This window comes from Nocardia sp. NPDC050406, from assembly GCF_044459025.1.
Lineage (GTDB): Bacteria > Actinomycetota > Actinomycetes > Mycobacteriales > Mycobacteriaceae > Nocardia.
Genome location: NZ_JBITIM010000002.1, coordinates 2,163,490 through 2,189,733 on the forward strand (window position 1 = coordinate 2,163,490; position 26,244 = coordinate 2,189,733).

Sequence of the window (26,244 nt, forward strand, 5' to 3'; positions counted from 1 at the left end):
GCTAGGTCCAGAAGCCTCGACGGTGGGTCTTATTCGTTGGCGCGGAGGACAGTTCGGGACGCAGGCGGCGGATATCGGCTACCGCCGTGTCGATGGCGGTACGGTCACCGGCCGTCAGCGCCACGGCCAGACGGCGCAGCGCGTCGACCAGATCTCGTGGGCCGCCGACGGAATCGAGGTCATCGGCCAACGCGGTCGCCTCGGCGGCCTCGGGGCGAGCAAGCAGGGCACGGAGGCGATCCGTGAACGGGGCCACGATGTCCACGGCGGGAATATCGTTCCCCGCGTCGCGCTTTCGTGCCCTGCGGCGCACGAACCGCCTGGCGGACGTCGGCATGGAACCCATTTCCCAGGCGGGCTGCACGGTCTCCGGCGCGGGCGACCCGGGAGCCGTGGGTGCCGCCATACCGTAGGCCCCTCCCGGAGCTGGCGGGGGAGTGAAGGAGCGGTGCACCGCCATCGGAGCGGCCGCGAAGGAAGCCGGGGCCGCCATATCCCATCCGGAAGCGGATTCGACAGGCTGCACCACCGTCAGCGCCTCACCCTCGGTCTTGCGGCTGTGATCGACGGCGAGGAAGGCCGTGAACCGGCTCAACACACCATGTTCCAGGGAGAAGGCGACAATCTGCTTATCGGTCACCGTGCCGGTACGGGCGGCGAACGCGTCCTCCAGATCGCGTATGCGCGCCCGCGCCCACACGGCACGCACCGCCTTGTCTTCGGTGCGGGTGGGCGTGAGCGTGGTCGACCACGGCGCTCCGGCGGCATCGCGACCCTTGACCACCACGCTGCCGACCGCACCGCTGACCCGCCCGCCCAACAGCAGCGGCACGCCCTCGAAGAGATCACTGTGCGCGGGGGCCGGATCGGTGACGGCCTGCCCGTCGACCTCGACCACCACATCGGTCAGCACCGGCGGCGCGATGCGGCGGTGAATGGTAGTGAGCACCTCGTCCAGGCGGTCCTCGGTCTCGACCAGCTCGCAGCGACCCGCGCCCGTCGCGGCGAGGCGTTGCAGGAACCCCGCGTTCACGGCCCGGTCGATGCCCAGGGTGAAAATGCGAGTCCCGGTGAGCTTCGGCGAGATTCGCCGCAGAATCCGGTCCTCGTCGCCGACCTGACCATCGGTGACGACGACTAGCACCCGTTCGCGCTCCTCGTCGGCGCGCAGCATCTCGGCGGCCTCCTCGAGCGGCGCGGCCAATTCGGTGCCGCCGCGGGCCTCGAGGCTCGCCAGCCATCCCACGGCGGCGAACCGATTCCGGTCCAGCGCCGCGACGAGTCCGCGCTCCAGCCCCGTCGGCGCTTCCACCATGTGGTCGAAACCGAGTACGGCGAAGCGATCTCGATCGGTGAGCGCATCGACCACGCGTGCCGCCGCGCGTCGTGCGGCCACCATCTTCCAACCGCCCATCGACCCCGAACGGTCGAGCAGCACCACCACATCGCGTCCGCGTCCCGACCGCGCGGCCGCCAGACTGGGAACCAGGGTCACCTGCACGGTTTCGTCGGCGACGACCGCCGTGCTGGCCAGCGCCGAACCCGCACCGAAGGCCAAGCGCAGCACCACATCCCGATTCAATCGCTCACCGGGACGCAGCCGCACGAGCGTCGTGTCGCCCTCGGACTCCTCGGTCACGGCATGCAGGCTGGAACGCACCGCCACCGGCCCCAGCCCCGCCGCATCGATGGTGGCCGTGAGTGTGAGTTCGACGGGCGAGGGCTGGCCGGGCAGCAGTACGGGCGGAGTGATCCGGCTGGCATCGGGCACCGCATCGGTATCGAGCGCCGTCCCCGATCCGGCCTGCGGCCCGTCGATCGGTTCGCCCGGGATGTAGCGGGGCGGAACCACGAGGGGGAACCGCACTGTCGCCTCGCCGCCGTCCACGGGCAGCGGCCCGGTTAGGACGAGTGTGAGGGTGGCCTCCTCGCCCGGTTGCAGATTGCCGACGGTGGTGGTGAACACGCCGGGACGGTCCTCCTCGGCGAGCGCGGCGCGGTGACCACTGGCAATGGCCTGGTCGTAGGCGTCGCGGGCGGCCTGCCGCTCCTGCAACACCCCCTCGACGAGCCGCCCCGCGAGATCGGCGGTGAAGGACGTGACGGCGGCGCGATCCGGCAGCGGGAAGATGTACACCGCTTCGATTCCGGTGCTCAACGTATTCCGAAAGACCTGCCGCACAGTCGTTGTGGCGACCAAGCCGACGACCGACACGTTCACGTCCATGGCGACCAGCGGCAATCCGGTGTGCCCGTCGGCCGGGCGCAGCACGCCGGTGACGAGTTCGTCGTCGGTGCGCGGCCCGCCGATCCTGGTCAGCTCGTCGTCGGTAATGGCGGGAAGGGTGCTCATACGTGATTCCGTTCTGCGAGGACGAGGCCACGGCGTTCCAGCGTGGCGAGGAGTTCGCGGCCCGCGTCCCGAATGGCGGCGAGATCGTCGCCGTCCAGGGTGCGGGCGGGGGTGAACAGGACGGTGCAGCCCGGCGCGAGCGGCACCCCGACCGACAGTGCCGGGGCTGGCTCGGGAGCGGGACTGGGTGGCGCGCTGGCCAATTCGGGCTCCTCGGCCCAGAACTGCTTGCGCCGCTTGACCTCGTCGAGACGCGCGATGCCCTCGAGTTCGGTATCGGTACGGCCGGTGAGTCGGCGCTGTGCCGCGGCGAGGGTGGCCCCCTCGGCCTGCAATCGCTTGACCGCGATCACCTGCAACAGATGGCGGCGGTCGTAATAGGCGGTCCGCCCCCGCACATCGGCGGGTCGGTCGAGCAGACCGAGCGAGGCGTAGTACCGGAGCATGCGCACATCCGGTACCTCCGCGACCTTGCCGTTGGGCGCTTCGATACCGAGTCGTTCCACGGCCGTCGCAGCTTCCGAGGCCAGTTCCGCGATCGTCCACTGCATAGTGACACTGTCACATTGCTTTAGAACACTGTCAATGAAAATCTCTTGGAGGACCCCGGTTATGAATGGGCTTGCATCGTCATGCATAATCATTTGCAGGACGACGGCGCGGGCCGCGGCGCGGGACGCCGAGCGAGATCGCGGCCGGTCGGCATGACTTATACGCACAATCGAGGAGCACACCGACTATGACCAAGCGCGTCGTACTCGCCTACTCCGGCGGGCTGGACACCTCTGTCGCCATCAGCTGGATCGGCAAGGAGACCGGTGCCGAGGTGATCGCCGTGGCGATCGATCTCGGCCAGGGCGGCGAGGACATGAACGATGTCCGCCAGCGCGCGCTGGACTGCGGCGCGGTCGAATCCATCGTGGTCGATGCCCGCGACGAATTCGCCGACGAGTACTGCCTGCCCACCATTCAGGCGAACGCGCTGTACATGGGTCGCTACCCGCTCGTCTCGGCCATCTCCCGGCCGCTCATCGTCAAGCACCTCGTCGAGGCCGCCGAGTACCACGGCGCCGACACCGTGTCGCACGGCTGCACCGGCAAGGGCAACGACCAGGTGCGCTTCGAGGTCGGCATCGGCGCGCTCGCGCCCGACCTGAAGGTCATCGCGCCCGTCCGCGACTACGCGTGGACCCGCGAGAAGGCCATCGAGTTCGCGGCCGAGAACAAGCTGCCCATCAACGTCTCGAAGAAGTCGCCGTTCTCCATCGACCAGAACCTGTGGGGCCGCGCGGTGGAGACCGGCTTCCTCGAGGATCTCTGGAACGCGCCGACCAAGGACGTCTACGACTACACCGTCGACCCGACCGTCAACTTCGAGGCCCCCGACGAGCTCATCGTCACCTTCGACAAGGGCATCCCGGTCGCCATCGACGGCCGTCCCGTGAGCATGCTCGAGGCCATCACCGAGCTGAACAAGCGCGCCGGACGCCAGGGCGTCGGCCGTCTCGACATGGTCGAGGACCGGCTCGTCGGCATCAAGAGCCGCGAGATCTACGAGGCCCCCGGTGCCATCGCCCTGATCACCGCGCACCAGGAGATGGAAGCCGTCACCGTCGAGCGCGAACTGGGCCGCTACAAGCGCCAGGTCGAGCAGCGCTGGGGCGAGCTGGTCTACGACGGCCTGTGGTTCTCCCCGCTCAAGCGCGCCCTCGACGCCTTCGTCGCCGAGACCCAGCAGCACGTCTCCGGTGACGTCCGCATGGTCCTGCACGGCGGCAATGTCGTCGTCAACGGCCGCCGCTCCGACGAATCCCTCTACGACTTCAACCTCGCCACCTACGACGAGGGCGACACCTTCGACCAGTCCCTCGCCAAGGGCTTCGTCCAGATCCACGGCCTCTCCTCCAAGGTGGCGGCCCGCCGGGATCTCGGCAAGAAGTAGCCTCGACTCCGGACGGCCATGCGGGCGGCGGAAACCCGCCGCCCGGATGCCCTGTGCCACGATCCCTACGCGGACATCCTGCTGAGTGCCGTCGATTCGCCGGACTAGTTCCGTCGGCACGTACGTGGCATCCGCCGATCCGAGGCAGGTGGTCGCCAGTCGCGGCTGCGAGTTGACGGGCGAGGAAATGACCAGACACATACTCATGACAGCGATTCGACCCGGAGGAGACAGCCAGCCATGACCGAGCAGCACGGCACCAATGAGGGCGCGCTCTGGGGTGGTCGCTTCGCGTCCGGACCGGCGGCGGCTATGGCGGCGCTGAGCAAGTCCACGCACTTCGACTGGGCGCTGGCGCCCTATGACGTGCGGGCGTCGAAAGCGCATGCGCGGGTGCTGCACAAGGCCGGGTTGCTGTCGGATCGGGATCTCGCGGATATGCTCGCGGGGCTGGATCAGCTTGCGGCGGATGTGGAGTCGGGGGCGTTCGGGCCGCTGGAGTCCGACGAGGATGTGCACGGCGCGTTGGAGCGGGGGCTGATCGAGCGGGTCGGCACCGAACTCGGTGGGCGGCTGCGGGCGGGGCGGTCGCGCAACGACCAGGTGGCGACGCTGTTTCGGATGTGGCTGCGGGATGCGGTGCGGCGCATCGCCTTCGGTGTGCTCGAGGTGGTCGACGCGCTCGTCGCGCAGGCCGCCGCGCATCCGGATGCGGTGATGCCGGGCAAGACCCACCTGCAGGCCGCGCAGCCGGTGCTGCTGGCGCACCATCTGCTCGCGCACGCGCATCCGCTGCTGCGCGATATCGAGCGGCTGCGCGACTTCGACAAGCGGGCGGCGGTGTCGCCCTACGGCTCCGGCGCGCTCGCGGGCTCCTCGCTCGGGCTGGATCCGGAAGCCATTGCCGCGGAACTGGATTTCGACGCCTCGGCGGCGAACTCCATCGACGCCACCTCCTCACGCGACTTCGCCGCCGAGGCGGCGTTCGTCCTCGCCATGATCGCCGTGGACCTCTCGCGCATGGCCGAAGAGGTGATCATCTGGAGCACACCGGAATTCGGCTACGTCACCCTCGCCGACGCCTGGTCCACCGGCTCGTCGATCATGCCGCAGAAGAAGAATCCGGACGTCTCCGAGCTCACCCGCGGCAAGGCGGGCCGCCTGATCGGCAACCTCACCGGGCTCCTCGCCACCCTCAAGGCGCAGCCCCTGGCCTACAACCGCGACCTCCAGGAAGACAAGGAACCCGTCTTCGATTCGGTCGCCCAACTGGGACTGCTGCTGCCCGCCATCGCCGGACTGGTCTCCACCCTCACCTTCCACACCGACCGCATGGCCGAACTCGCCCCCGCGGGCTTCACCCTCGCCACCGACATCGCCGAATGGCTTGTCCGCCAAGGCGTCCCGTTCCGCGTAGCCCACGAGGCGGCGGGCGCGTGCGTCAAGGCGGCCGAATCCCGCGGCGTCGGCCTCGGCGAACTCACCGACGAGGAGTTCGCCGCCGTGGACCCCGCCCTCACCCCCCAGGTCCGCGAGGTCCTCACCGTGCAGGGCTCCATCGCCTCCCGCAACGCCCGCGGCGGCACCGCCGGTGTCCAGGTAGCCCAACAGCTGGAAGAAGTCCGCGCCACCGCCGCCGAACAGCGCGCCTGGCTGCGCTGAACCCCTACAACGACAGCTGCCCACGGCATCCGCTCTCGGATGCCGTGGGCAGCTGTATGAGCGGCGCGGTCGATCAACCGCGCCGGTAGTTCAGATGTTTGGCGGCCGGTACGGCGGCGCGGCCCGGCGTGCGGACCTTGCCACCGATCGGCTGCTGCTTGGCGGCCTTGCCGCGGCGCTCCCGCCGAGACAATGGCCGCTCATCGGCGGAATGGGCGTTCGGAACCTCGGAATGGGCAGGCACGAGTCCTCCTCGAAAAGTGTGTGGCCGACTCACCGACAGCGGTCGGCCGGAATCGGAATGCCGCAGCGCGGCAAGAGATCACGCGTCGAGTCGAAGCCGACGCGCGGACACGCTCAGAAGTAGAGGGGCAGCCACATGTCGACGACCGTAGCAAGGGCGCGTGGGCGCGCGCATTCCATTTTTCGCGCGCCCGGGGATCGGCGACACCGCCCGAGGTGTGCGGCTGGATATCCTCCCGCTATGACTCTGCTGTTTCTGGCGTTGGCCATTGCCTCCGAGGTGACCGCGACGGTATCGCTCAAGGTATCCGAGGGCTTCACCAAGCTGGTGCCGTCGATCATTGTGGTGATCGGGTACGGCGTGGCCTTCTATTGCCTGTCACAGGCTTTGAAGCGAGGGATGCAGGTCGGCGTCGCCTACGGCATCTGGTCCGCGGTGGGTGTGGTCGCGGTCGCGATCATCGGGGTGCTGTTCCTCGACGAGAAGCTGACGCTGGTGCAGGTCGGTGGCATCGGGCTCGTCATTGCCGGTGTGTTGGCGCTGGAATTGGGTGGGGCGCACTGAGATTCGGGATTCAGTCCTGAACTCGGACGGAGTAGCCCGCGTCGTCGAGGGTGGTGAGGACGTCCTCGCGGTGGGCGGGGCCTCGGGTCTCGAGGGTGAGCAGGACTTCCACCTCGTCTATCTCGAGCCAGGTGCGGGTACGGGCGTGGGCTACGTCGAGGACGCTGGCTCCGGTGCGGCCCACCTCGCCGAGCAGGGCGCTCAGGCTGCCGGGGCGGTCCGAGATCGTCACGCGCAGGGCGAGATAGCGGCCCGCGGCGCTGAGGCCGTGGCCGACGACGCGGGTGAGCAGCAGGGGGTCGATATTGCCGCCGGAGAGGACCGCGCAGACGGGGCCGCGCAGGCCGAGATCCTCGGGCGCACAGGTCATGAGGGCGGCCACGGCGGCCGCGCCCGCCGGTTCCACGAGCAGTTTCGCGCGTTCGAGACAGAGCAGCAGCGCACGCGAGAGAGCGTCCTCGTCGACGGTGACGATGGCCGAACCGTGTTCTGCCACATGGGCGAACGGCACCGCGCCGGGCAGGCCCACCGCGATACCGTCGGCCATGGTCGCCATGCGATCGAGCGGAACGGGTTTGCCCACGGCCAGCGACCCGGGCCACGCCGCCGCCTCCGCCGCCTGCACCCCGATCACCCGCACCGACGGCGCGAGATGATGGAGGGCGACGGCGATTCCGGCGAGCAGCCCGCCCCCACCGGTCGGCACCACCACCGTCCCCACCTCCGGCAACTGCTCCAGGATCTCCAAGGCCACCGTCGCCTGCCCAGCCACGATATCGGGATGGTCGAACGGGTGAATCAGCGTCGCCCCGGTCTGCCCCGCGAAATCCAGTGCGGCCGTGAGCGCTTCGTCGATGGTCTCGCCGACCTGATGCACGGTCGCCCCATACGCCTTGGTGGCCACCAGTTTCGGCAGCGACGCGCCCACCGGCATGAACACCGTCGACTCGATCCCGAGGGTGGTGGCCGCCCACGCCACCCCCTGCGCGTGATTGCCCGCACTCGCCGCCACCACACCCCGCGCCCGATCGGCCTCGGGCAGATTCGCGATGCGGTTGTACGCGCCGCGCGGTTTGAACGACCCGGTGCGCTGCAGGTTCTCGCATTTGAGTCGGATCTCGGTGCCGGTGCGCTCCGACAGCACCCGCGACGACACCACGGGGGTGCGCCGAATGACCGGCGAGAGCAGTTTCGCCGCGGCCTCGATACGTTCCAGGCTGACCAGATCCATGGCCGCCATGCTGCCAGCCGACCCGCCTGTTCGCCCGGTATGACACAGCCGGAACCCCCGGCGACCACGATGATTGCCGAACAATTGCGAGACAAGCCATTTGGTATCCGATAGCCCTGTGTCCCCGATTACATAATCCGCATTCGGTCGCGTATTAAACAGCACATGCCTCGAATGCGCTTTTTCGAGTCGCAATTACGTACCGTGAAATCATGCAGCTATCCCGGTTCACCGATCTCGGACTGCGCGCCATGATGCGGCTCGCGGTCAGCGGCCGAGCCGACGAGCGCGTCACCGCCAAACTCGTTGCACGACAGGTCAATGCCTCCGAGCACTATGTCGCCAAAGCAGTCTCCCGACTCGCCGAACTCGGCTTCGTCGCCTCGCACCGCGGCCGATCCGGCGGCATATTCCTCACCGACGAGGGCCGCGCCGCCACCGTCGGGCAGATAGTCCGCGCCCTGGAAGGCGATGCCGAAGTCGTCGAATGCCTCGGCGAACATCCCTGCCCGCTGGCCGGTAACTGCCGTTTGCGGCGAGTTCTCCGAGACGCGCAGGAGGCGTTCTACCAGGAGCTGGACCGCTACACCCTGGCCGACCTGGTAACCGCCCGCACCGTCGAGCTGCTGCATCTGTCGGCCCTCCCGGCCGCACTCAGGAATCAGGAGACATCATGACGACCGCACTGGATACCGCCCTGGACACCGCCGACGAGCTGGAGCCCGAACACGCGGCGGTCATCCGAGCCACCCTCCCGCTGGTCGGGGCCAAGATCGACGAGATCACCCCGCTGTTCTACCGCACGATGTTCACCGCGCACCCCGAGCTGCTGCGCGACCGCTTCAACCGCGGCAATCAACAGCAGGGCGCACAGCAGCGCGCGCTGGCCGCCTCCATCGCCACCTACGCCGCCCACCTGGTCGACCCCGCGCTGCCGCATCCGCGCGAACTGCTCTCCCGCATCGGCCACAAGCACGCCTCGCTCGGCGTCACCGCCGACGAGTACCACATCGTCCACGAGCACCTGTTCGCCGCGATCGTGGAGGTGCTCGGCGCGGACGTGGTGACCGCCGAGGTCGCCGCCGCCTGGGATCGCGTCTACTGGCTCATGGCCACCACCCTCATCGACGTCGAACAGGGCCTCTACGACCGCGCCGGGGTCGAGCCCGGAGACGTCTTCCGGCAGACCCGCGTGGTGGGACGCGTCGACGAACCCTGCGGCGTGGCCACCTTCGTTCTCGAATCCGCCGACCCGACGCGACCGCTCCCGGATTTCCGTCCCGGCCAATACATTTCGGTCGGCGCGCGACTGCCCGACGGCGCCCGCCAGCTGCGGCAGTACAGCCTGGTCAACGCCCCCGGCACCGGTCGGCTCGCCTTCGCGGCCCGCAAGGTCGAGGCCGAGGCGCAGGCCCCCGCGGGCGAGGTGTCGTCATGGCTGCACGACACCGTCGAGGTGGGGGACGACCTCGAAATCACCCTGCCCTTCGGCGATCTCACCATCGACACCGCCGCGACCACGCCGCTGGTGCTCATCTCCGCCGGAGTCGGCGTCACGCCGATGGTCGCAATCCTGGAGTACCTGGCCGCCAACACCCCGGCCCGTCGCACCGTCGTCCTGCACGCCGACCGCTCCGCCGCCGCGCACCCGCTGCGCGCCCGCGTCCGCACGCTGGTCAGCGACCTGAACAACGCCTACTTCCGGGCCTGGTACGCCGACGAGGGCCACGGTCTCATGGATCTGAGCGCGGAGGAGCTGCCCGCCGACGCGGACTTCTACCTGTGCGGCGGGACGGGCTTCCTCCAGACCGTCCGCGCCCAACTGCTCGCCGCCGGAATCCCCACCAGCCGTGTGCATGTCGAACTCTTCGCACCGAACGACTGGCTGCTCGACGGCTGACCCTCGCCAACGCGGCAGGTAAATGCGCAGGTAGAGCCATTTTCTGGGCTATTGTCGCGGCCGTGACGACCTCCGGGAACAGCGGTATCGCCCTGGCATTCTCGCTCCTCGCGGCCACCGCCCTGGCCGCCGCGCCGACGGCCGCCGAACCGCCCGTCGCGGCAGCCTGCCAGGGCGGTGACTTCCGCTGGACCGCCGTACACGGCGGCATCGATATGACCCCGAAGTGGATGACCTTCACCTCGGTGGGCACCCTGCGCGACTGTTCCGGCTGGCCCGGTATCACCGGCGGCACCTTCACCGGCGTCCACGACGCCATGGCCGACTGCATGCACCCCGCCGACGGACCGATCACCGTGCACATTCGCTGGTCCAACGGCGAACTCAGCACCGTGCACGGCCCGTGGCCGGTGACCATGGCCCAGCCCAGCATCGGGGATCTGGCCATCACCGACGGCGTGGGCCGCGGCAGCCGGGTCCGCATCACCGCGTCCTACGAGATGATGACGCCCGACATGATCATGGGCTGTATGGGACCCGGCGTCCGGACCGGCGTGGGCTCGGTCTCGGCCACCATGCTCGACTAGCGGCCCACCGAACCCGACCGGAAGGCCCGCTCGGCGTAGTCGAGAACCTGCGGCAGCCACGGCGTGTGCGCCTCCGGGGCATGCGCCAGGGAGGTGCGCAGCGCCTCCGGTCGCACCCAGGCGAAATCCTCGATCTCGTCCGGATTCGGTTGCGGCACAACCCCTTCGAGACGCCCGATCAGCACATGATCGTATTCGTGTTCGACCCGCCCCGTGGCCGGATCGGTTGCCTGATACCGGAATTCGCCCACCTCGGTGAGTTCGGCGGTGATGCCGAACTCCTCCCGCAGCCGGATACCCGCCGCCTCGGCCACCGCCTGCCCGGGCTCGGGATGGCCACAGCAGGTATTGGTCCACAGCAGCGGGAAGCGGGTCTTCACCGCGGCCCGCTGCTGCATGAGCATGCGCCCCGCCGCGTCGAACACCATGACCGAGAAGGCGCGATGCAGCCGCCCCGGCGCGGTGTGCGCCTGCGCCACCGGACAGCTGCCGATCGCGCGGCCCCGCTCGTCCACCAACTCGACGGGCAGCGCTTCGCGATCGGTCGCCGTACCGGTTGCGGTGCGTTCCTCAGTCACCTACCCACCTTATCGGCGGCGATCAACAGGTACTGGAAGCTGCCCTCCTTGTACGAGGTCAGGAAGGGCTTCTCCACGCCGGTGGCCAATTCGGAGTGGGTGCGCAGCTCCCAGTACGGGATGGTTGCCGGGGTGAGGTCGGTGACCGCGATGGGCACCAGATTGTTCGCGGCGAGCGCGCGGAAATACTCGCTGCGCGGATGGATATTGCAGCCGTAGTGCGCGTCGATCCAGCTCACCGAGGCCGAACGGCCGCCGGTCACGTCATTGGAGCAGCCGGTGATCACCACATAGCGTCCGCCCGGTTCGAGCAGCCGCGAGAACTCCGCGAACAGTTCGAACAGATCCACGTACATGGTGGTCTCGTTGGTCCAGATGCCGCGCATGGATCCGGCCTCGAATCCGGTGTCCAGCATGTTCTTGAAGTGGAAGTTCACCTTGTCAGTGACGCCACGCTCCTTGGCCTGGTCATTGGCGAATCCGGCCTGGTATTCGGAAATGGTGACGCCGTCGACCCGGCAGCCGAAGCGCTGATTGGCCATGAAACTGGTGCCGCCGCGCCCGGATCCGCCGTCCATGAGCCGGTCGCCGGGGCGCACATCGCCGAGATGGTCGAGCAGCAGGTCGGCCTGGGCGGTCTCGAGTCGGTGCAATTCCTTGACGAGGCGTTCCTGGCGGGTGTCCTCCGGGCCCTCGATGACCGACCAGTCCGGCTCGCCGACGCCGTAGTGGTGGTGGTAGAGCCCGTCCACCTCGCCGAGTTTGGTGTTCACGCGATCGTCATTGGGGTTGTTGTTCCAGTACGCGGCGACGGATTTCTGAAAGTCGGTGCGCAGGACCGGGTTCGCGCTCTCGGCCCCGGGGGTGCCGTCGGCGTCGTGGTGGAGCATGGTCATCGGAGATCATCCTCTCGATCAGGTCTGGGAACTCGGGCGCTGTCGGCTGGAGGAACACTGTGGGCTGGAGGAGCACTGTCGGCTGGCAGGCACTGTCGGGCCGCGTGGAAGCCGTGCGGAATGGCCGGAATACGGTGTGGTTCAGTCCCTTTCGTTGTAGCGACGGCTGTCGGCGTGCCAGGCGCGGTTGCCACCCATCCAGGCCCAGAGCCCGCCCAGGAAGCGGCGCAGTTCGGGCGAGCCGGTGGCCGCCAGGATGGTCGCCTCGGCCTCGAAGCGATGGACGAGTTCGTCGTGTACCACCGCCGTGTACTCGACCGCTTCGCGGCGTGAGCACTTCTCCTCGGCCGCGTACACCGTCGGCAGGTTGAATTCCCTTCCGTTGGAGAGGTCTTCGCGCGCCATGGAGTACAGGTCGTTGACCATCTGACTGGCCAGCGCCGCGGTGGTGGTCACCTTGCGCACCCGGGCATCGGTGTACTCGGCGGCCGAGAGTTCGTAGCCGCCGATGGCGTCCAGCGGTGCCATGCACGGCAGGAAGCTGTGCGGCTGCCGATTGGTGAGGTACTCCCACACCGGCGGCATCCGTCCCGCCGCCCGCCAACCCGCCTCCGCGGTGAGCGCGATGAACCAGCCCGCGATCTCGGTCCGCAGCCGCGCCACCTGGGCAGGGGAGGCGTAGTGCGACAGATGCTCGAAGGAGGTGCGGAAGGCCCGCAGAATCGGATCGGCTTGCAGCGCCTCTTCCAATCGGGCCTGGTAGCGCACCGGCAGGAACACCGGATCCATGGCGGCCATGGCCAATTCGAGTTTGGGCCCGAGTTCGGCCTCGGCGCTGGAGGGGGTGCCGTCCGGGGCGTGGTTGTCGGCATCCTCCTCGCAGTAGTAGTCGTCCACCGACCACTCCGAGACCGCGCATTTGGCGGCGGCGAGCAGTCGGTCCGCGTCGTCGCAGTCGGGATGCGCGAGCATGATCAACCGCCCGAAATCGGCCTTGTGCAGCTCGTCGAGGCGGTTCTCGTACAGGCCGATGTCCTCGGCCCACTGGATGATCCCCTCGTTCACCGCCGCCGCCAGCACCGGATTGTCGCGTACCGGCGGCGGGCAGTAGAGCGTCGGAATCGGCTGGCCTTTCGCCTTCCGCTGCACCGACGCGGTACCGATTCCCGTGGGGCCGTGCGGAATCGGAGTCGTGGCAGCGGCTTCCTCGGGCGGGGCCGTCGGTTCCGTGAGACGAGCGAGGTGCGGCGGCGAACAGGAGGTGGTGCCCAATCCGGTGGGGCGCAGCGGGATTCGGCACAGGGCCGACACCGTGGACGGTTCGATGTCGCCGGACGGCGCCACGGCGGCCGGAGCCACCGTGTCCGTCGCGGAGACGGCCGCGTCGACGAGCGCCTGCGGCGCTGGCGGCGGGGCGCTCGGCAACAGCCGCGCGGTCGCCGAGGTCGCCCCGATGCCGGTGGGGCCGGAGGGAATCGGTCGTCGCACCGCCGCGGCGGCGGTCGCCGGTGCGATGGCCGCCCCGCGCAGAATGCTCGCGGTGCCTAGTCCGGCCGGACCGGGCAGTCGGACCGGCGTCGAACCACTGTGGCTTCGCGCCGATGTGTCCTCTGGTGACTCGGAAGGCCCTGTGGCACTGGGTAATTGGGCTCCGCCGGAGCCACCACTCAGGTCGAGGGTGGCCGGGGGAGCGGCGGTGAGATCGGTCAGGAGTGCGGCGACCGCCGCCGCCACCTCATCGGTGGCAGGCGGGGACGCGGCGCGGGAGAGCACCGACATGGTCGCTCACCCCGGCTAGTCGGTCTGCCGGGCGACCAGCACATTGTCGAGAATGCCGAGCGCATCGGGAACGAGGACGGCCGCGGAGTAATAGCAGCTGACCAGGTAGGAGATGATCGACTGATCGTCGATGCCCTTGAACCGCACATTCAGGCTGGGCTCGTACTCGTCCGGAATTCCGGTCTGGTGCAGGCCGATGACGCCCTGATCCTTCTCGCCGACGCGCATGGCCAGGATCGAGGTGGTCTGCTTGTCGCTCACCGGGATCTTGCCGCACGGGAAAATGGGTACGCCCCGCCACGCCGGGATCTTGCGGCCGTCGACCTCCACCGGGTCCGGGTAGATCCCGCGCTTGGTGCACTCGCGACCGAAGGCCGAGATGGCCTTGGGGTGCGCCAGGAAGAGTTTGGTGCTGCGCCGCATGGACAGCAGCTCGTCCATATCGTCGGGCGTCGGCGGCCCGGACTCGGTGTAGATGCGCTGTTTGAGATCGCAATTGTGCAGCAGGCCGTAGTCGGGATTGTTGACCAGATCCGATTCGCGCCGCTCGTAGAGCGCCTCGATGGTCAGGCGCAGCTGCTGTTCGATCTGGTCCATCGGATCGTTGAACAGATCCGCGACGCGGCTGTGCACCCGCAGCACGGTCTGCGCCAGGCTCAGCTCGTATTCGCGTGGCGCGGAGTCGTAGTCGACGAAGGTGCCTTCGAGTACGGGTTCACCGGAATGGCCGGAGGAGACCATGATCTCGGCCTCGCCGTATTTGTTCTGCGGCCGCTTCGGCGCGGAGGCCATGGCGCTGAGTCGATCCCGCAGACTCGGTGAATTGTCCACCACCTCCGCCAGCGCGGCCCGTGGCAACACCAGAATCGTGGCGGGGGTGACGGTCTTGAGGGTGACCGGCCAGATGGCATTCGAATCGGTGAGCATCTCGTCGCCGAAATAGTCGCCGCCCGCGAGCATTCCGAGTTTGGTCTGCTCGCCGTATTCGCCGGTGCCTATCTTGGCTATCTTGCCGTGCACGATGAGGAACAGCTGCTCCATATGGTTGCCGAATTCGGCGATGACCGTGCCGGGGTCGAGATCGCGCTGTTCGAAACGCCGGGCCAGCGCGCCCAGTACTTCCTCGTCGTCGTAATCCCGCAATTGCGGCATTTCGGTCAATTCCATGGGAATGACCCGGGCCTTCGACCCGTCGATGACGAACTCCACCTCGCCATTGCCGACGGTATGGGTGAGTCGCCGGTTCACGCGGTAGACACCGCCCTTGACCTGCACCCATGGCAGTGACCGGGTGAGCCAGCGGGAGCTGATGCCCTGCATCTGGGGTTCGGATTTGGTGGTGTGCGCCAGCTGGTGGGCGGCACCGGTACTGAGGCTCTTCTGGACGTGGTTGTCGGTCTGGATGGGCATATCTATGGTCATGCTGAAGTCCTCACCCTCGAATTGCCGCCGGTGCGGGCGGCCGGTGATTTACGCGGCGATATGGCAGGCGGTCGATGGCCTGCTTTATGTCAAAGTGAATGAAATGACGTGCGCGACAGTGCGTTCCAGCGATTCGATGGTAGTTCGTCAGGTCCCCCGGCCGCAGCGGAACGCAGGAACATTCCTGCGGTCGCATTGCTATTGCTGACGTCCAGTATTTTTCTACGCTTCACCATGGAAGTACCGACCGGAATATTTCTCCCGATGGACCGCCGCGATCTCTCCGCAAACCGCGTGCTGACCGGGCATGGCGCTGCTCACAAGCCCCGCGAAGTAGGCTGGCGGTGTGGCAAGCTCATCTGAACGCGCCGGGGCGGGTGGCGCGGGTCACGTGACAGGGTACGTCTGGGAGTGGTCGTGAAATTCAATACGAAGTCCGTTATGGGGCCGGTGCAGCGGCTGGTCGCCACCGCGCAGAACGGACTCGAGGTGATCCGGTTCGGGGGGCTGGCGCACGATATCGAATCGTCTCCGTACGAGGTGGTCGAGCGCAAACGCATGTACCGGCTGCGGCACTACTTCCCCGACGACACCACCCCGGGTCGTCCCGTGGCGGTCCTGGTGCCGCCGCTCATGGTGAGCGCCGAGCTGTGGGACGTGAACGCCGCCGACGGCGCGGTGGGCATTCTCAGCGCCGCCGGAATCGACTGCTGGGTGGTGGATTTCGGCTCGCCCGCCGTGGAAGAGGGCGGCTGGCAACGGGATCTGGCCGACCATGTGCTCGCGGTGAGCAGCGCCATCGACACCGTCAACGAGATCACCGGGCACGGCGTCCATCTCATGGGGTACTCCCAGGGCGGCATGTTCGCCTACCAGGCCACCGCCTACCGGTACGGCAAGGGCGTGGACAGCATCGTCACCTTCGGCAGTCCGGTCGACATCGTGGCGGGTATGCCCCTCGGACTGCCGCACGGGCTGGCCGCCGATATCGCGGGTTTCCTCTCCGACCATGTTGTGAACCGGTTGCCCATCACCGATTCCATGGTGCGCCTCGGCTTTCAGGCCCTGGACCCGGTCAAGACCGCGCGGGCGCGCATCGACTTCCTGCGCCAGCTGCACAATCGGGAGGCGCTGTTGCCCAAGGAGCGCCAGCGCCGCTTCCTCGAGGCCGACGGCTGGCTCGGCTACCCGGGCCCGGCCCTCACCGACCTGCTCGAGCAGTTCGTGCAGCACAATCGAATGATGCTGGGCGGCTTCGTCATTCGCGACCACCCCATCTCCCTCGCCGAGATCCGCTGCCCGATCCTGGCCTTCGTCGGCGAGGTCGACGATATCGGCCAGCCCGCCGCCGTACGCGGGATCGTGCGCGCCGCCCCCAATGCCGACGTCTACGAGGCGAGCGTGGTGGCCGGGCACTTCGGCCTGGTCGCGGGCAGTGTCGCCACCCGCCAGACCTGGCCGCTGGTGCGCGACTGGGTGAAGTGGGTGAGCGGACAGGGGGATCTGCCCGCTCAGATCGAGCCCATGGTCGAACACGTCTCGCGTACCGGGCAGCGCTCGGCGCTCAATCGCGTGGTGCACGCCGCCGCCACCCTGGCCGAGGCCGGGACGGGCATCGGCAAGACGCTCGAGGGCGTCGCGAGCAGTACGCTGCGCGGCTCGGTCGAACTGACCGGTGAGGCCGCGCGGGCGCTGCCCCGCCTGACCCGGCTGGGCATGATCCAGCCGAACACTCGAATCTCGTTGGGCCGCTTGATGGCCGAGCAGGCCCGTCGCGGTCCGCAGCGCGAGGCCTTTCTCTTCGACGACCGCGTGCACACCCACGCGGCCGTGAACACCCGCATCGACAATGTGGTGCGCGGGCTCATCTCCCAGGGCGTGCGCCCCGCCACCCGGGTGGGCGTCGTCATGGAGACGCGCCCCAGCGCCATGGCCGCCATCGCCGCGCTGTCGCGTTTGGGCGCGGTTGCGGTGCTGCTCGCACCCGGCAGTGAACTCGCCCAGGTCGCCAAGCTCACCGACACCAAACTGCTCATCGCGGATCCGGAGAACCTGCGGGCCGCCGCGGCCACGGGGCTGCGCACCCTGGTGCTGGGCGGCGGCGACTCGCGCGGGCTCGATATTCCGCCCGGCGGCGAGGTGGTCGATCTGGAGCAGGTCGACCCGGCCAAGGTGACCCTGCCCGGCTGGTACCGCCCCAATCCCGGTCTGGCGCGCGAGCTGGCGTTCATTCTCGTGACCGGCACCGGCGACCGGTTCGACATCAAATACGTGACCAACCACCGGTGGGCGCTGTCGGCCTTCGGAACCGCGACGGCGGCGGATCTGGATCGCCGCGACACCGTGTACTGCCTTGCGCCGCTGTACCATTCGTCCGGCCTGCTGGTCAGCCTGGGTGGCGCCATCGCGGGCGGCAGCCGGATCGCGCTGGCCCGGTCGCTGGATCCGGCCCGCTTCGCCGAGGAGGTGCACCGCTACGGCGTCACGGTGGTCACCTACACCTGGACCATGTTGCGCGACATCCTCGATGCCGACACCTTCCCGAACGGCCATCCGCATCCGATTCGCCTGTTCATCGGCTCCGGTATGCCGCTGGGCCTGTGGCGGCGCACCCAGGAGCGCTTCGAACCCGCACGGGTGCTGGAGTTCTACGCCTCGATCGAGGGAGATGTGGTGCTGGCCAACGTCTCCGGGCAGAAGCTCGGCTCCAAGGGCCGCCCCGTCCCCGGCACCGCCAAGGTGGAGCTCATCGCCTACGATCCGGAGACCGACGAAATCCTGGTCGACGCTTCGGGTTACGCGCGCCGCTGCGCCGACAACGAGGTGGGCCTGCTCATCGGCACCGGCTCCGACACCGTCGACTTCTCGCGCGGCGGGCTGCGCGGGGTCTTCGCGCCCGGTGACGCCTGGATGCCCACCGAGAACCTCTTCCGCCGCGACAGCGACGGCGACTACTGGCTCATGGATCGCCGCGACACCGTCATCCACACCTCGCGCGGGCCGGTCTACACCCAACCGATCGTGGATGTCCTCAACGACATCACGGCGGTGGATATGGAAGTGGCGTACGGACTTCCGGCCGGTGACCGCACCCTCGCCGTCGCCGCGGTGAGCATTCGCGAGGGCTTCCGGCTGGAGCCCAAGGATGTCACCGAGGCGGTGCGCGCCCTGGCCCCGGATCAGCGCCCCGACATCATTCATGTCGTCGACGACATCCCGCGCAGCTCCACCTTCCGGCCCTCCACCCGGGCGGTGCAGGCGGCGGGCGCGCCCCGGCCGGGCGATCGAACCTGGTGGTACAACCGGGATTCGGAGGTCTACGAGATCCTCACCCCGGCGGTGGCCGAGCGCCTCTTCGCCTGAGCGATACCCGAAAACGCCTGGGGCCCTTCCGGATAATCCGGAAGGGCCCCAGGCGTACGCGAGAGTGAACCTCAGACGGTGAATTCGGTGACCGCGTCGATGACGCGGGCGATCTGCGCCTCGGTGAGCGCGGGCCACAATGGCAGGCGCACAACGGTTCCGGAGAATTCGGCGCTGCGGGTGCAGGGCACCGGCGTGCGCCCCAGCTTGAGCCCCGCCGGACTGGAATCCAGCGGCACATAGTGGAACGGGGCGACGATGCCGCGCTCGGCCAGATGACGAATCAGGTCGTCGCGGCGCTCCTCGGTGGGGACGCGCAGGTAGTACAGATGCGCCGTGTGCTCGCGGTCCTCCGGGACGGTCATGAGCCTGACGTCGTTGCGGCGCGCCCACTCCGGCAGTCCGGCGGCATAGCTGTCCCAGACCCGGTGCCGGTTGGCCTGAATCGTGTCGAACTCCGCCAGCTGGGCGTCGAGCACGGCGGCATTGAGTTCGCTGGGCAGGTAGCTGGAGCCGATGTCCTGCCAGGAGTACTTGTCCACCGCGCCGCGCAGGAAGCGGGCGCGGTCGGTGCCCTTCTCGCGAATGATCTCCGCCCGGGCCATGAGGATCTCGTCGGTGAGCAGCAGCGCGCCGCCCTCACCGCAGTGCACGTTCTTGGTGTCGTGGAAGCTGAGCGCGCCGACGGTGCCGATGGTGCCCAACGGCTTACCGCGCCACCGGCCGCCGAGGCCGTGCGCATTGTCCTCGATGAGGGCGAAGCCGTGCTCGCGCGCGAGCGTGAGCAGCCCCTCCATATCCGCGCCCACACCGCCGTAGTGAATGACCATGACGGCCTTGGTGCGCTCGGTGACCACGGCGGCGACCGCGGCCGGATCGAGATTGCCGGTGGCCGGGTCGATATCGGCGAAGACCACCGTCGCCCCGCGCAGCGCCATGGCGGTGGCCGTGGAGGTGAACGCGAAGCTCGGCACGATCACCTCGTCGTCGGGCCCGAGCTCCAGCAGCAGCCCGGCCATTTCGAGGGCGCTGGTGCAGGAGGTGGTGAGCAGCGCGTGCGGCGCCTCGGTGATGGCCTTGAGCTTCGCGGTGGCCGAGGCGGTGAACGCGCCGTCGCCGTGGCTGTGGTCGGAGTCGAGGACGGCCGCGAGGTTGGCCAGTTCGTGCTGGGCCCGGAACGGGCGGCTGAAGATGATGCGATCAGTGCTCACCCGGATCGGTCCCCCTCGGTGCGGTCGGTAGCGGTTCCCGGTCGTCCGGGCGCGGTGTCGGCGATTGCACGGTCAGGTACAGCGGCTTGCCCACCAGCACATGCAGTGCGACACCGAGGTATTCGGCGATCAGGCCGAGCGAGAACAGGATCGCGCCCGAACACAGCAGCATGACCATCATGAGCGAGGCCCAGCCCTCGGGATCGCCGCCGCTGTCGGTGAGCGCGTGGTAGACGACCCAGGTCGCCATGACCCCACCCGCCAGCGCCAGCGTCACGCCCAGCACACTCACCAGGCGCAGGCCGCGAGTTCCGCTGCACAGCACCATCTTCCAGAACAGCGAGAACAGGCGGCGGTAGTTGTAGCCGGACTCCTCGCGGCCCTCGGCGCGCAGCTGCACCGGCACCTGCGCGGTATTGCCCACCACCCAGGTGAGGGCGACATCGAGGTACACGCCGTTGGACGCCACCTCGGCCAGTTGGCGGCCGATATCGCCGCGAATCAGCCGGTAGCTCTCGAACCGCGTGGAATCGGGGAAGGCGAACACCGTGGCCAGGACGATCTTCGCGCCGCGCGAGGTGATATTGCGCAGGAAGCCGTGTGGGCGAGTGTTGACCGGCTTGGAGTACACGAGATCGGCGCGCTGGGTGAGCGCGGCGTCCAGGAAGTCGCCGATGAAGGCCGGATCGTGCTGGCCGTCCTCGTCCATGGTGACGATCCAGTCGCCGCGCGCGGCGGCCATACCGGCGATGGTGGCGGCGTCCTGGCCGAAATTGCGGCTCAGCCATACCGGGCGAACCTGCGGATAGGCGCGTTCGAGTTCCTTCAGCACCACATCGGAGCGGTCGGGACCGTGATCGTGCACCAGGATGATCTCGTCGACGCGATAGGCGAATCCGGCGGCGGTATCACGACTTCCGCCCAATTTGTCCAATTCTTCGACCAGGGCGGCAATGGTTTCCGCACCGCGGTAGACGGGGACCACCACGGAGACGCCGTGCACCCGCGTGGGCACGCTCTCGGACGTGTGGGTTTCGGACGAAATCGGCATCAACTGAATCGACTTTCGATGACGGTGCGTGCCGGTACTCCTCGCGTGGTAACAGAGCCCGAGCCGCCGTGAACTCTAACACGGTGCGGGTCTCGGCTTTCGGGACAGCGGGTCATCACCCGATCATCTTCGCCGCACCGCCCGAGCCGGTCTCGCGCGCCCCGCCGAATCGCGGTGCGCGGGGGCGATGCCAAGCTCAGGAACGCCCTGTAGGGTTTCGAACTCGTGGTGGAAAGTGGAACTGTCGACACGCGGCGCGAGGTGTTCCGGTGGGGAGCGATCACCGCGGTCGGGGTGATGCTCGGCTACGCGGCGGTCCTGCTGGCGAACGTCCGGCACTTCTATACCGACGACACCGAATCCCAGTACGCGCCCATGTGGGTGATGCTGGGACGCGCCATGCGCGACGGCCGGTTCCCGGTCATGGTTCCCGAGCAGTGGATGTCGGGGAACTACACCATGGAGGAGGCGGGCCTGTTCAACCCGCCGCAGCTGCTCATCGACCTGATCGCGCCCTCGGTACCCAATCTCGCGGTGTACGCGACCATCGTGAAGCTGCTGTTCTCGATACTCGCCGGGCTCGGCGTGTACCGCGTCTGCCTGGTCTACGGCGCGAAGCCGCACTGGGCGGCGGTCGCGGGAGTGGCCTTCCCGTTCACCGGCTTCTTCCTGTTCTTCGACACCGCCAGCTGGATGACCGCGCTCACCGGCACCGCGTACATGCTGCACGCGTGGGCCTCGTCGGTGCGCTACGTGCGCGGCAAGAGCGGGCCGATCCCGGTCTTCGTCTTCCTGTACCTGGCCATCTCGGTGCAGTACATCTTCCCGGCGGTCGAATCGGTGCTCATGCTCCTCGCCGTCGCGGTGGGGGAGATGGTGGTGGCCGAGCGGCCGTTCTGGAAACCGTTGGGCGGCATCGTGTCCGCGCTGGTGCGGCAGTGGTCGCGGCTGGGCGCGGCGGTGCGCGAACTCGCGCCCTGGTGGCACGCGGTCGGAAAACCGTTGCTGCGCCTGGTGGTCGCGGCCGGATGCGCCGGGCTGGCCGGGCTGCTGACCTTCCTGCCGTCCATGCTCTCGGCCAAGGTGAGCTGGCGCGGCACCTCGCAGATCAACAACGACCAATTCCTCACGGTGCCATGGTCGGAATCGCTGAACGCCTCGCTGCCCTCCACCATGCCCGCGTTCAGCTCGTGGTGGGGCTATGTGCAGCCGCTGCCGATGACCTATATCGCGTGGTTCCTGATTCCGGCGCTGGCCTTCGTGGACTGGCGCAAGGCGCGCGAGCACTGGAAAGAGTTCGTCTCCATCGCACTGGTCGCCATCATGGCGCTCATGTGGACCGCCGGGCCGGGCACCATCGGCCCGCTGCGCTGGCCCGCCCGCGTCCTGCCCATGCTGGCCATCGGACTGCTGGTGCTGGTGTGCGTGCTGCTGGGCCGGTTCGCGACCGTCCGGGGCTGGCGCGATCGCCTGATCGCGGCGGGCGTGTTGGTGCTCGCGCTGTGGGTGCGCACCTTCTCCGCCGACCCGCACGATGTGCTGTGGCATGTGCTGGCCGCGGCCGTGGTGCTCGGGCTGGTGGCGGCCTGCGTTTGGCTGGCGCGCACGCGCGGCGCGGCGGCGGCCGCGCTGCTGACCATCGCGGCCATGTTCCCCATCGCCTACTACCAGGTGTGGAACGTACAGCCGAACATCATGTCGTGGAATCTGCCCGCCGACCGCGACGAGGCCAAAGCGGCGTTCCCGAAGTTCAGCGGCGGCACCACGATTCAGCTCGGCGACCGCGGGCTGCTGGGGCCGAACGACAAGTCACTCGACGGCGCGTACGGCTCGCTGGTGTTCGGGAACTACGCCAAGGACCTGGAGCTGAACTATGTGCAGGGCTATACGCCCAACGGGCACTTCTACTTCGGTGAGATGACCTGTATGCGGTGGGACGGCAGCGTCTGCCCCGACGCCTACCGCCGCATGTTCACCCCCGAACCGACCACCGGGCGCACCCTCGCCGATCTCATGCTGATCGACCGAGTGGTGTTGCAGCGGGCCATGTTCCCCGACGCCGACGCCCAGCCCGCGCCGCAGGGATGGCATTGGGCGTCGTATCCGGGCCACGAGAAGTGGATCTCGGTGCTGGAGCGCGACGGCGGGCCGATCTCGACGGTGAACGGGCGCATCGCGGACGCGCACAACGTCACAGCGACCTCGGTCTCGGAATCGAATACCTCCAGCAGCGTGCGGGTTTCGTCGGAGAACGGCGGGCGCGTGGTCTTCGCCCGCCTGGGCTGGCCGGGCTACCGCGTCACCCTGGACGGCAAATCGATTCCCTTCACCACCGTGGCGAAATCCTTTGTCGCCGTGGATATCCCCGCCGGAACCAGCAATGCCGACCTGGAGGTGACCTGGCGGCCGCCGGGCTGGAAGATCGGCATCGCCACGGCCGCGGCCGGACTGATCGGCCTCGGTGTGCTGCAGTGGCTGTGGATCCGCTCGCGCCGCGACGACGAGGACGATTCCGGCGACGGCTCGGCCGAAACGCCGGAACGCCAACTGGCGGGTGCGGTGTCGTGAGCACGGTGGTCGAGACCCCCGGGCCGCTGCTGCGGCTGGTGCGGCGGCAGGAGGTCGCCTACGCCATGGTCGGCGGGTTCAACACCGTGCTCGGCATGGCGCTCACCGTCGGCTGGCTGAAGGTGCTGGGCGGTGCGGTGTCCCAGCCGGTGGCGGTGGCGCTGGCTCCGGTGCTGACCTACGCCATCAGCATCGTGGTGGCGTTCGTGCTGCACCGCACCATGGTGTTCCGGGTCCAGGGCAAGGTGCTGCGCGATTTCGTGGCCTTCGCCGCCGTGAACTCCGTCGGCCTCGGCCTCAATATCGTCGGATTGCAGCTCGCGGTGTCGCTGCTGCACGCACCCGAGACCCCCGCGACCATCGTGGTCATGGGACTGGTGGCGGTGGTGTCGTTCTTCGGGCATCGCCACATCTCGTTCCGGCGCTCGGACCACGATTCCCAGCCCGTCCCGGCCACCCGGTAGGTTAGGCGTCATGTCGGAGGAAATCCTGGACGCCACCCTGCTCAGCCTGCTCGCCTGCCCGCAGGACAAGGGCCCGTTGCAGCTCGTCCGCGACGCGAACGGCGACAGCCTGCTCTACAACCCGCGTCTGCGCCGCGTCTACCCGATCGACAACGGCATTCCGGTCCTGCTGGTCGACGAGGCCCGCGACGTCTCCGACGGCGAGGACGCCACCTTCACCGCACAGGTCTGAGCCGTCAGGGCAGCTCGCCGGTGAGGTAGCGCTGCACCGTCGGCCCGACCCGGGCGGCGAGTTCGTCCACGGTCATCGAGGCGATCGGCTCGACCTCGAGGACCTTGCGCGTGATCAGCACCCCGATGAGCTGCGAGGCGGCCAGCACCACCCGCTCGGCTCCGGTGCCGGGCGGTGAATCCACCCGTCTGCGAACGTCTTTCAGCGCCACCTCCAACAGGAAGGTGCGTGCCAGCGCCGGTTCACCGCCACCGAGCAGGCTGCGGAAGGCGGCGACGGCCTGCACGCCGATGGGGGAGTCCCAGATGCCGACCACGGTGCGCACCACCGTCTCGCCCAGGACCTCGTCGGGCGCGGCGAGGATGGCATTGCGAATGATCGCCGGATCGGCCGGGATATCCAGTGCGGCCGTGAGCAATTGCTGTTTGGTACCGAAGTAGTGATGCACCAGCGCCGGATCCACACCCGCCGCCGTGGCGATGGATCGGATCGAGGCCCGGTCGAAGCCCACCTCGGCGAAGCGCACCCGGGCGGCGTCGAGAATCGCCTCCCGGGTGCCGGACCGTCCGGGCCGCCGCCCGCTGCGCCCGCCGCTCGCTGCCGTCACGCGGTGCGCCTGCGCAGCGTCGCCGCGCCGAGACACAGTGCGGCGGCGGCGAACAGCGCCACGATGGCGAGATCGCGCCACATCTCACCGGTGGCCCCGGGATGCCGCGACACCTCCTGCAGCGCCGAGACCGCGTAGCTCAGCGGCAGCGCGTTGCTGATCACCTCCAGCCAGCCGGGCAGGTCGCCGCGCGGCACCAGCAGGCCGCACAGGAAGAACTGGGGTCCGACGATCACGGGCATGAACTGTACGGCCTGAAACTCGGTGCGCGCGAAGGCACTTGCCAGCAGCCCGAGCGCCACCCCGAGGACCGCGTCCACCACGGCGATCAACAGCACCAGCCACACGCTGCCCGCCGCGCGCAGATCCAGCAGCCAGAACGCCACCAGGCACGCCACCCCGGCCTGCGCGGTGGCGGCGACGGAGAAGGCCGACCCGTATCCGGCGAGCAGGTCCAGCTTCGACAGCGGTGTCGTCATGAGCCGCTCCAGGGTGCCCGAGGTCCGTTCCCGCTGCATGGCGATGGCGGTGATGAGGAACATGACGATGAACGGCAGGATGCCGAGCATGCTGATGCCGACCCGGTCGAACAGCCGCGGCACGCCCGGCGGCGGCTGCGGGGAGTCCTGGTAGACGAAGTACAGCAGGGTCAGCAGCAGGGCGGGGACCAGCAGCAGCATGGCCACGGTCCGGTGGTCGGCGCGCAATTGCCGCAGAATACGCACGGTGGTGGCGACATAACACCGCAGCGGGCGCGGCCCGGCCGGTCGGGCGAGGGTGGCGGTCATGACCGTCCTCCCATCTCGATGAGGGCGAGAAACGCGTTCTCCAAACTGGATTCGCCGGTATCGGAGCGCAGTTCGTCGGGGCTGAGTTGGGCGAGCAGATGCCCGTCGCGCATGAGCAGCAGTTGGTCGCAGTGCTCGGCCTCGTCCATGACATGGCTGGACACCAGTAGCGTGCGGCCTTGGTCGGCGAGGGCGTGGAACTGCTTCCACAGGTCCACGCGCAGCACGGGATCGAGCCCCACGGTGGGTTCGTCGAGGACCAGCACCTCCGGATCGGCCACCAGCGCGCACGCCAGCGACGCCCGGGTGCGCTGCCCGCCGGAGAGCTGATTGCCGCGCTGGGCGGCATGGTCGCCGAGGCCGACCGCCTGAATGGCCGCGTCCACCTGATCGCGCGAAGCACCGTACAGCGCACCGAAATACGAGACATTGTCGGTCACCGTGAGGTCGTCGTAGATGCTCGGAGCCTGCGTCACGTACCCGACCCGCGAGCGCAGTCCCGGCGAGCCCGCCTCCTCGCCTAGCACTCGCACGGTGCCCGACTCGACGATCTGGGTGCCCACGACGCAGCGCATGAGCGTGGTCTTGCCGCAGCCGGAGGGGCCGAGCAGACCGGTAATGCTGCCGTGCGGCACGGTCAGCGAAATATCGTGCAGAACCTGGCGTCCGCCTCGGTCGACCCGCAGGTCGTCGACCTGTACGGCGGGCAGGGAATTCGGTGCCGTCATGGGTCACCCTCAATTCATCGAGTGTTGAATTCACTACGTGATGAATTCTGCGCCCGGTGGGGGCCAAGACGCAA

Annotated in this window: 23 protein-coding genes; 10 read left to right on the plus strand and 13 right to left on the minus strand. The window is 68.5% G+C overall.

The genetic code is table 11. The features are described 5' to 3' along the window. Position 1: 1 nt before the first annotated feature. Both ACIBH2_RS23325 and ACIBH2_RS23330 read right to left on the minus strand, forming a co-directional pair. A complete protein-coding gene (locus tag ACIBH2_RS23325; RefSeq protein WP_397120641.1) occupies positions 2 to 2,353 on the minus strand; it encodes a VIT domain-containing protein in 2,352 nt (783 codons plus the stop codon). Then, positions 2,350 to 2,904, minus strand: a complete 555-nt coding sequence (locus tag ACIBH2_RS23330; RefSeq protein WP_397120643.1) for a MerR family transcriptional regulator — start codon at positions 2,902 to 2,904, stop codon at positions 2,350 to 2,352. Before ACIBH2_RS23330 ends, ACIBH2_RS23325 begins: the two co-directional genes overlap by 4 nt. A gap of 188 nt (positions 2,905 to 3,092) precedes the next feature. Here ACIBH2_RS23330 and ACIBH2_RS23335 point away from each other — a divergent pair, with 188 nt between their 5' ends. Then, entirely contained in the window at positions 3,093 to 4,295 is a 1,203-nt protein-coding gene (locus tag ACIBH2_RS23335; RefSeq protein ID WP_397120645.1) for an argininosuccinate synthase, read from the plus strand. A gap of 240 nt (positions 4,296 to 4,535) precedes the next feature. Then, complete coding sequence (gene argH, locus ACIBH2_RS23340; protein ID WP_397120647.1) at positions 4,536 to 5,957, plus strand: argininosuccinate lyase; 1,422 nt, start codon at positions 4,536 to 4,538, stop codon at positions 5,955 to 5,957. Between the two features lie 73 nt (positions 5,958 to 6,030). On the opposite strand, the gene ACIBH2_RS23345 is transcribed toward argH, so the two are convergent. Next, the gene (locus ACIBH2_RS23345; protein WP_397120649.1) at positions 6,031 to 6,201 is read right to left on the minus strand and encodes a hypothetical protein; all 171 of its coding nucleotides are present in this window, start codon (positions 6,199 to 6,201) and stop codon (positions 6,031 to 6,033) included. 240 nt (positions 6,202 to 6,441) lie between these two features. Between ACIBH2_RS23345 and ACIBH2_RS23350 the strand changes: the two genes are divergently transcribed. Continuing rightward, positions 6,442 to 6,765: a DMT family transporter gene (locus ACIBH2_RS23350; RefSeq protein WP_397120651.1), complete on the plus strand. Its 324-nt coding sequence runs from the start codon at positions 6,442 to 6,444 to the stop codon at positions 6,763 to 6,765. Positions 6,766 to 6,775: 10 nt separating this feature from the next. Here ACIBH2_RS23350 and ilvA read toward each other — a convergent pair whose 3' ends face one another. Beyond that, positions 6,776 to 8,005 (minus strand): threonine ammonia-lyase, encoded by a 1,230-nt coding sequence (gene ilvA / locus ACIBH2_RS23355; protein WP_397120653.1) that lies wholly within the window; start codon positions 8,003 to 8,005, stop codon positions 6,776 to 6,778. 203 nt (positions 8,006 to 8,208) lie between these two features. Here ilvA and ACIBH2_RS23360 point away from each other — a divergent pair, with 203 nt between their 5' ends. The 3 genes from ACIBH2_RS23360 to ACIBH2_RS23370 all read left to right on the plus strand — a co-directional run bounded on the left by ACIBH2_RS23360 (position 8,209) and on the right by ACIBH2_RS23370 (position 10,483). Next, positions 8,209 to 8,673 carry an RrF2 family transcriptional regulator gene (locus tag ACIBH2_RS23360; RefSeq protein WP_397120655.1) on the plus strand — a complete coding sequence of 155 codons (465 nt, stop codon included), beginning with the start codon at positions 8,209 to 8,211 and terminating at the stop codon, positions 8,671 to 8,673. After that, positions 8,670 to 9,896, plus strand: a complete 1,227-nt coding sequence (locus ACIBH2_RS23365; protein WP_397120657.1) for a globin domain-containing protein — start codon at positions 8,670 to 8,672, stop codon at positions 9,894 to 9,896. Before ACIBH2_RS23360 ends, ACIBH2_RS23365 begins: the two co-directional genes overlap by 4 nt. Before the next feature lie 62 nt (positions 9,897 to 9,958). Next, positions 9,959 to 10,483: a hypothetical protein gene (locus ACIBH2_RS23370; RefSeq protein WP_397120659.1), complete on the plus strand. Its 525-nt coding sequence runs from the start codon at positions 9,959 to 9,961 to the stop codon at positions 10,481 to 10,483. Here the strand turns inward: ACIBH2_RS23370 and idi are convergent. The 4 genes from idi to ACIBH2_RS23390 form a co-directional block, all read right to left on the minus strand. Then, a complete protein-coding gene (gene idi, locus ACIBH2_RS23375) occupies positions 10,480 to 11,061 on the minus strand; it encodes an isopentenyl-diphosphate Delta-isomerase (protein ID WP_397120661.1) in 582 nt (193 codons plus the stop codon). The genes ACIBH2_RS23370 and idi overlap by 4 nt on opposite strands. Further along, complete coding sequence (locus ACIBH2_RS23380; protein ID WP_397120663.1) at positions 11,058 to 11,957, minus strand: geranyl diphosphate 2-C-methyltransferase; 900 nt, start codon at positions 11,955 to 11,957, stop codon at positions 11,058 to 11,060. The genes idi and ACIBH2_RS23380 overlap by 4 nt, the downstream gene beginning before the upstream one ends. 141 nt (positions 11,958 to 12,098) lie before the next feature. Next, on the minus strand, positions 12,099 to 13,736 hold the full coding sequence (locus ACIBH2_RS23385; protein ID WP_397120665.1) for a family 2 encapsulin nanocompartment cargo protein terpene cyclase: 1,638 nt from the start codon (positions 13,734 to 13,736) through the stop codon (positions 12,099 to 12,101). Between the two features lie 15 nt (positions 13,737 to 13,751). Continuing rightward, entirely contained in the window at positions 13,752 to 15,158 is a 1,407-nt protein-coding gene (locus ACIBH2_RS23390) for a family 2B encapsulin nanocompartment shell protein (protein WP_397120667.1), read from the minus strand. A gap of 411 nt (positions 15,159 to 15,569) precedes the next feature. On the opposite strand from ACIBH2_RS23390, the gene ACIBH2_RS23395 reads away from it, so the two are divergent. Beyond that, positions 15,570 to 18,521 (plus strand): AMP-binding protein, encoded by a 2,952-nt coding sequence (locus ACIBH2_RS23395; protein WP_397120669.1) that lies wholly within the window; start codon positions 15,570 to 15,572, stop codon positions 18,519 to 18,521. 71 nt (positions 18,522 to 18,592) lie between these two features. Here ACIBH2_RS23395 and rffA read toward each other — a convergent pair whose 3' ends face one another. Together rffA and ACIBH2_RS23405 are read right to left on the minus strand one after the other, a co-directional pair. After that, positions 18,593 to 19,732, minus strand: a complete 1,140-nt coding sequence (gene rffA, locus ACIBH2_RS23400; protein ID WP_397120671.1) for a dTDP-4-amino-4,6-dideoxygalactose transaminase — start codon at positions 19,730 to 19,732, stop codon at positions 18,593 to 18,595. Then, on the minus strand, positions 19,722 to 20,783 hold the full coding sequence (locus ACIBH2_RS23405; RefSeq protein WP_397120673.1) for a glycosyltransferase: 1,062 nt from the start codon (positions 20,781 to 20,783) through the stop codon (positions 19,722 to 19,724). The genes rffA and ACIBH2_RS23405 overlap by 11 nt, the downstream gene beginning before the upstream one ends. Positions 20,784 to 21,080: 297 nt before the next feature. Here ACIBH2_RS23405 and ACIBH2_RS23410 point away from each other — a divergent pair, with 297 nt between their 5' ends. Genes ACIBH2_RS23410 through ACIBH2_RS23420 form a run of 3 tightly spaced genes read left to right on the plus strand, consistent with a single transcriptional unit; the run spans position 21,081 to position 24,047 of the window. Continuing rightward, the gene (locus tag ACIBH2_RS23410) at positions 21,081 to 23,351 is read left to right on the plus strand and encodes a hypothetical protein (protein WP_397121009.1); all 2,271 of its coding nucleotides are present in this window, start codon (positions 21,081 to 21,083) and stop codon (positions 23,349 to 23,351) included. Then, the gene (locus ACIBH2_RS23415) at positions 23,348 to 23,815 is read left to right on the plus strand and encodes a GtrA family protein (protein ID WP_397120675.1); all 468 of its coding nucleotides are present in this window, start codon (positions 23,348 to 23,350) and stop codon (positions 23,813 to 23,815) included. Before ACIBH2_RS23410 ends, ACIBH2_RS23415 begins: the two co-directional genes overlap by 4 nt. A 10-nt stretch (positions 23,816 to 23,825) precedes the next feature. Further along, positions 23,826 to 24,047 (plus strand): Trm112 family protein, encoded by a 222-nt coding sequence (locus tag ACIBH2_RS23420; RefSeq protein ID WP_397120677.1) that lies wholly within the window; start codon positions 23,826 to 23,828, stop codon positions 24,045 to 24,047. Between the two features lie 4 nt (positions 24,048 to 24,051). Here the strand turns inward: ACIBH2_RS23420 and ACIBH2_RS23425 are convergent, their stop codons facing one another. The 3 genes from ACIBH2_RS23425 to ACIBH2_RS23435 are packed head-to-tail and all read right to left on the minus strand — an operon-like array spanning position 24,052 to position 26,170. After that, positions 24,052 to 24,654, minus strand: a complete 603-nt coding sequence (locus ACIBH2_RS23425; RefSeq protein ID WP_397120679.1) for a TetR family transcriptional regulator — start codon at positions 24,652 to 24,654, stop codon at positions 24,052 to 24,054. Continuing rightward, entirely contained in the window at positions 24,651 to 25,442 is a 792-nt protein-coding gene (locus ACIBH2_RS23430; RefSeq protein ID WP_397120681.1) for an ABC transporter permease, read from the minus strand. The genes ACIBH2_RS23425 and ACIBH2_RS23430 overlap by 4 nt, the downstream gene beginning before the upstream one ends. Beyond that, positions 25,439 to 26,170: an ABC transporter ATP-binding protein gene (locus tag ACIBH2_RS23435; protein WP_397120683.1), complete on the minus strand. Its 732-nt coding sequence runs from the start codon at positions 26,168 to 26,170 to the stop codon at positions 25,439 to 25,441. Before ACIBH2_RS23435 ends, ACIBH2_RS23430 begins: the two co-directional genes overlap by 4 nt. Positions 26,171 to 26,244 lie beyond the last annotated feature (74 nt).

What these genes read in the sequence shown, in the direction of transcription:
- ACIBH2_RS23325 (WP_397120641.1), bottom strand. Translation starts at nt 2,353, where the DNA reads ATGAGCACCCTTCCCGCCATTACCGACGACGAGCTGACCAGGATCGGC.
- ACIBH2_RS23385 (WP_397120665.1), bottom strand. Translation starts at nt 13,736, where the DNA reads ATGTCGGTGCTCTCCCGCGCCGCGTCCCCGCCTGCCACCGATGAGGTG.
- argH (WP_397120647.1), top strand. Translation starts at nt 4,536, where the DNA reads ATGACCGAGCAGCACGGCACCAATGAGGGCGCGCTCTGGGGTGGTCGC.
- ACIBH2_RS23410 (WP_397121009.1), top strand. Translation starts at nt 21,081, where the DNA reads ATGCTCGGCTACGCGGCGGTCCTGCTGGCGAACGTCCGGCACTTCTAT.
- ACIBH2_RS23405 (WP_397120673.1), bottom strand. Translation starts at nt 20,783, where the DNA reads ATGCCGATTTCGTCCGAAACCCACACGTCCGAGAGCGTGCCCACGCGG.
- ACIBH2_RS23350 (WP_397120651.1), top strand. Translation starts at nt 6,442, where the DNA reads ATGACTCTGCTGTTTCTGGCGTTGGCCATTGCCTCCGAGGTGACCGCG.
- ACIBH2_RS23335 (WP_397120645.1), top strand. Translation starts at nt 3,093, where the DNA reads ATGACCAAGCGCGTCGTACTCGCCTACTCCGGCGGGCTGGACACCTCT.
- ACIBH2_RS23365 (WP_397120657.1), top strand. Translation starts at nt 8,670, where the DNA reads ATGACGACCGCACTGGATACCGCCCTGGACACCGCCGACGAGCTGGAG.
- ACIBH2_RS23420 (WP_397120677.1), top strand. Translation starts at nt 23,826, where the DNA reads ATGTCGGAGGAAATCCTGGACGCCACCCTGCTCAGCCTGCTCGCCTGC.
- ilvA (WP_397120653.1), bottom strand. Translation starts at nt 8,005, where the DNA reads ATGGCGGCCATGGATCTGGTCAGCCTGGAACGTATCGAGGCCGCGGCG.
- ACIBH2_RS23390 (WP_397120667.1), bottom strand. Translation starts at nt 15,158, where the DNA reads ATGACCATAGATATGCCCATCCAGACCGACAACCACGTCCAGAAGAGC.
- ACIBH2_RS23360 (WP_397120655.1), top strand. Translation starts at nt 8,209, where the DNA reads ATGCAGCTATCCCGGTTCACCGATCTCGGACTGCGCGCCATGATGCGG.
- ACIBH2_RS23330 (WP_397120643.1), bottom strand. Translation starts at nt 2,904, where the DNA reads ATGCAGTGGACGATCGCGGAACTGGCCTCGGAAGCTGCGACGGCCGTG.
- ACIBH2_RS23430 (WP_397120681.1), bottom strand. Translation starts at nt 25,442, where the DNA reads ATGACCGCCACCCTCGCCCGACCGGCCGGGCCGCGCCCGCTGCGGTGT.
- ACIBH2_RS23380 (WP_397120663.1), bottom strand. Translation starts at nt 11,957, where the DNA reads ATGACCATGCTCCACCACGACGCCGACGGCACCCCCGGGGCCGAGAGC.
- ACIBH2_RS23435 (WP_397120683.1), bottom strand. Translation starts at nt 26,170, where the DNA reads ATGACGGCACCGAATTCCCTGCCCGCCGTACAGGTCGACGACCTGCGG.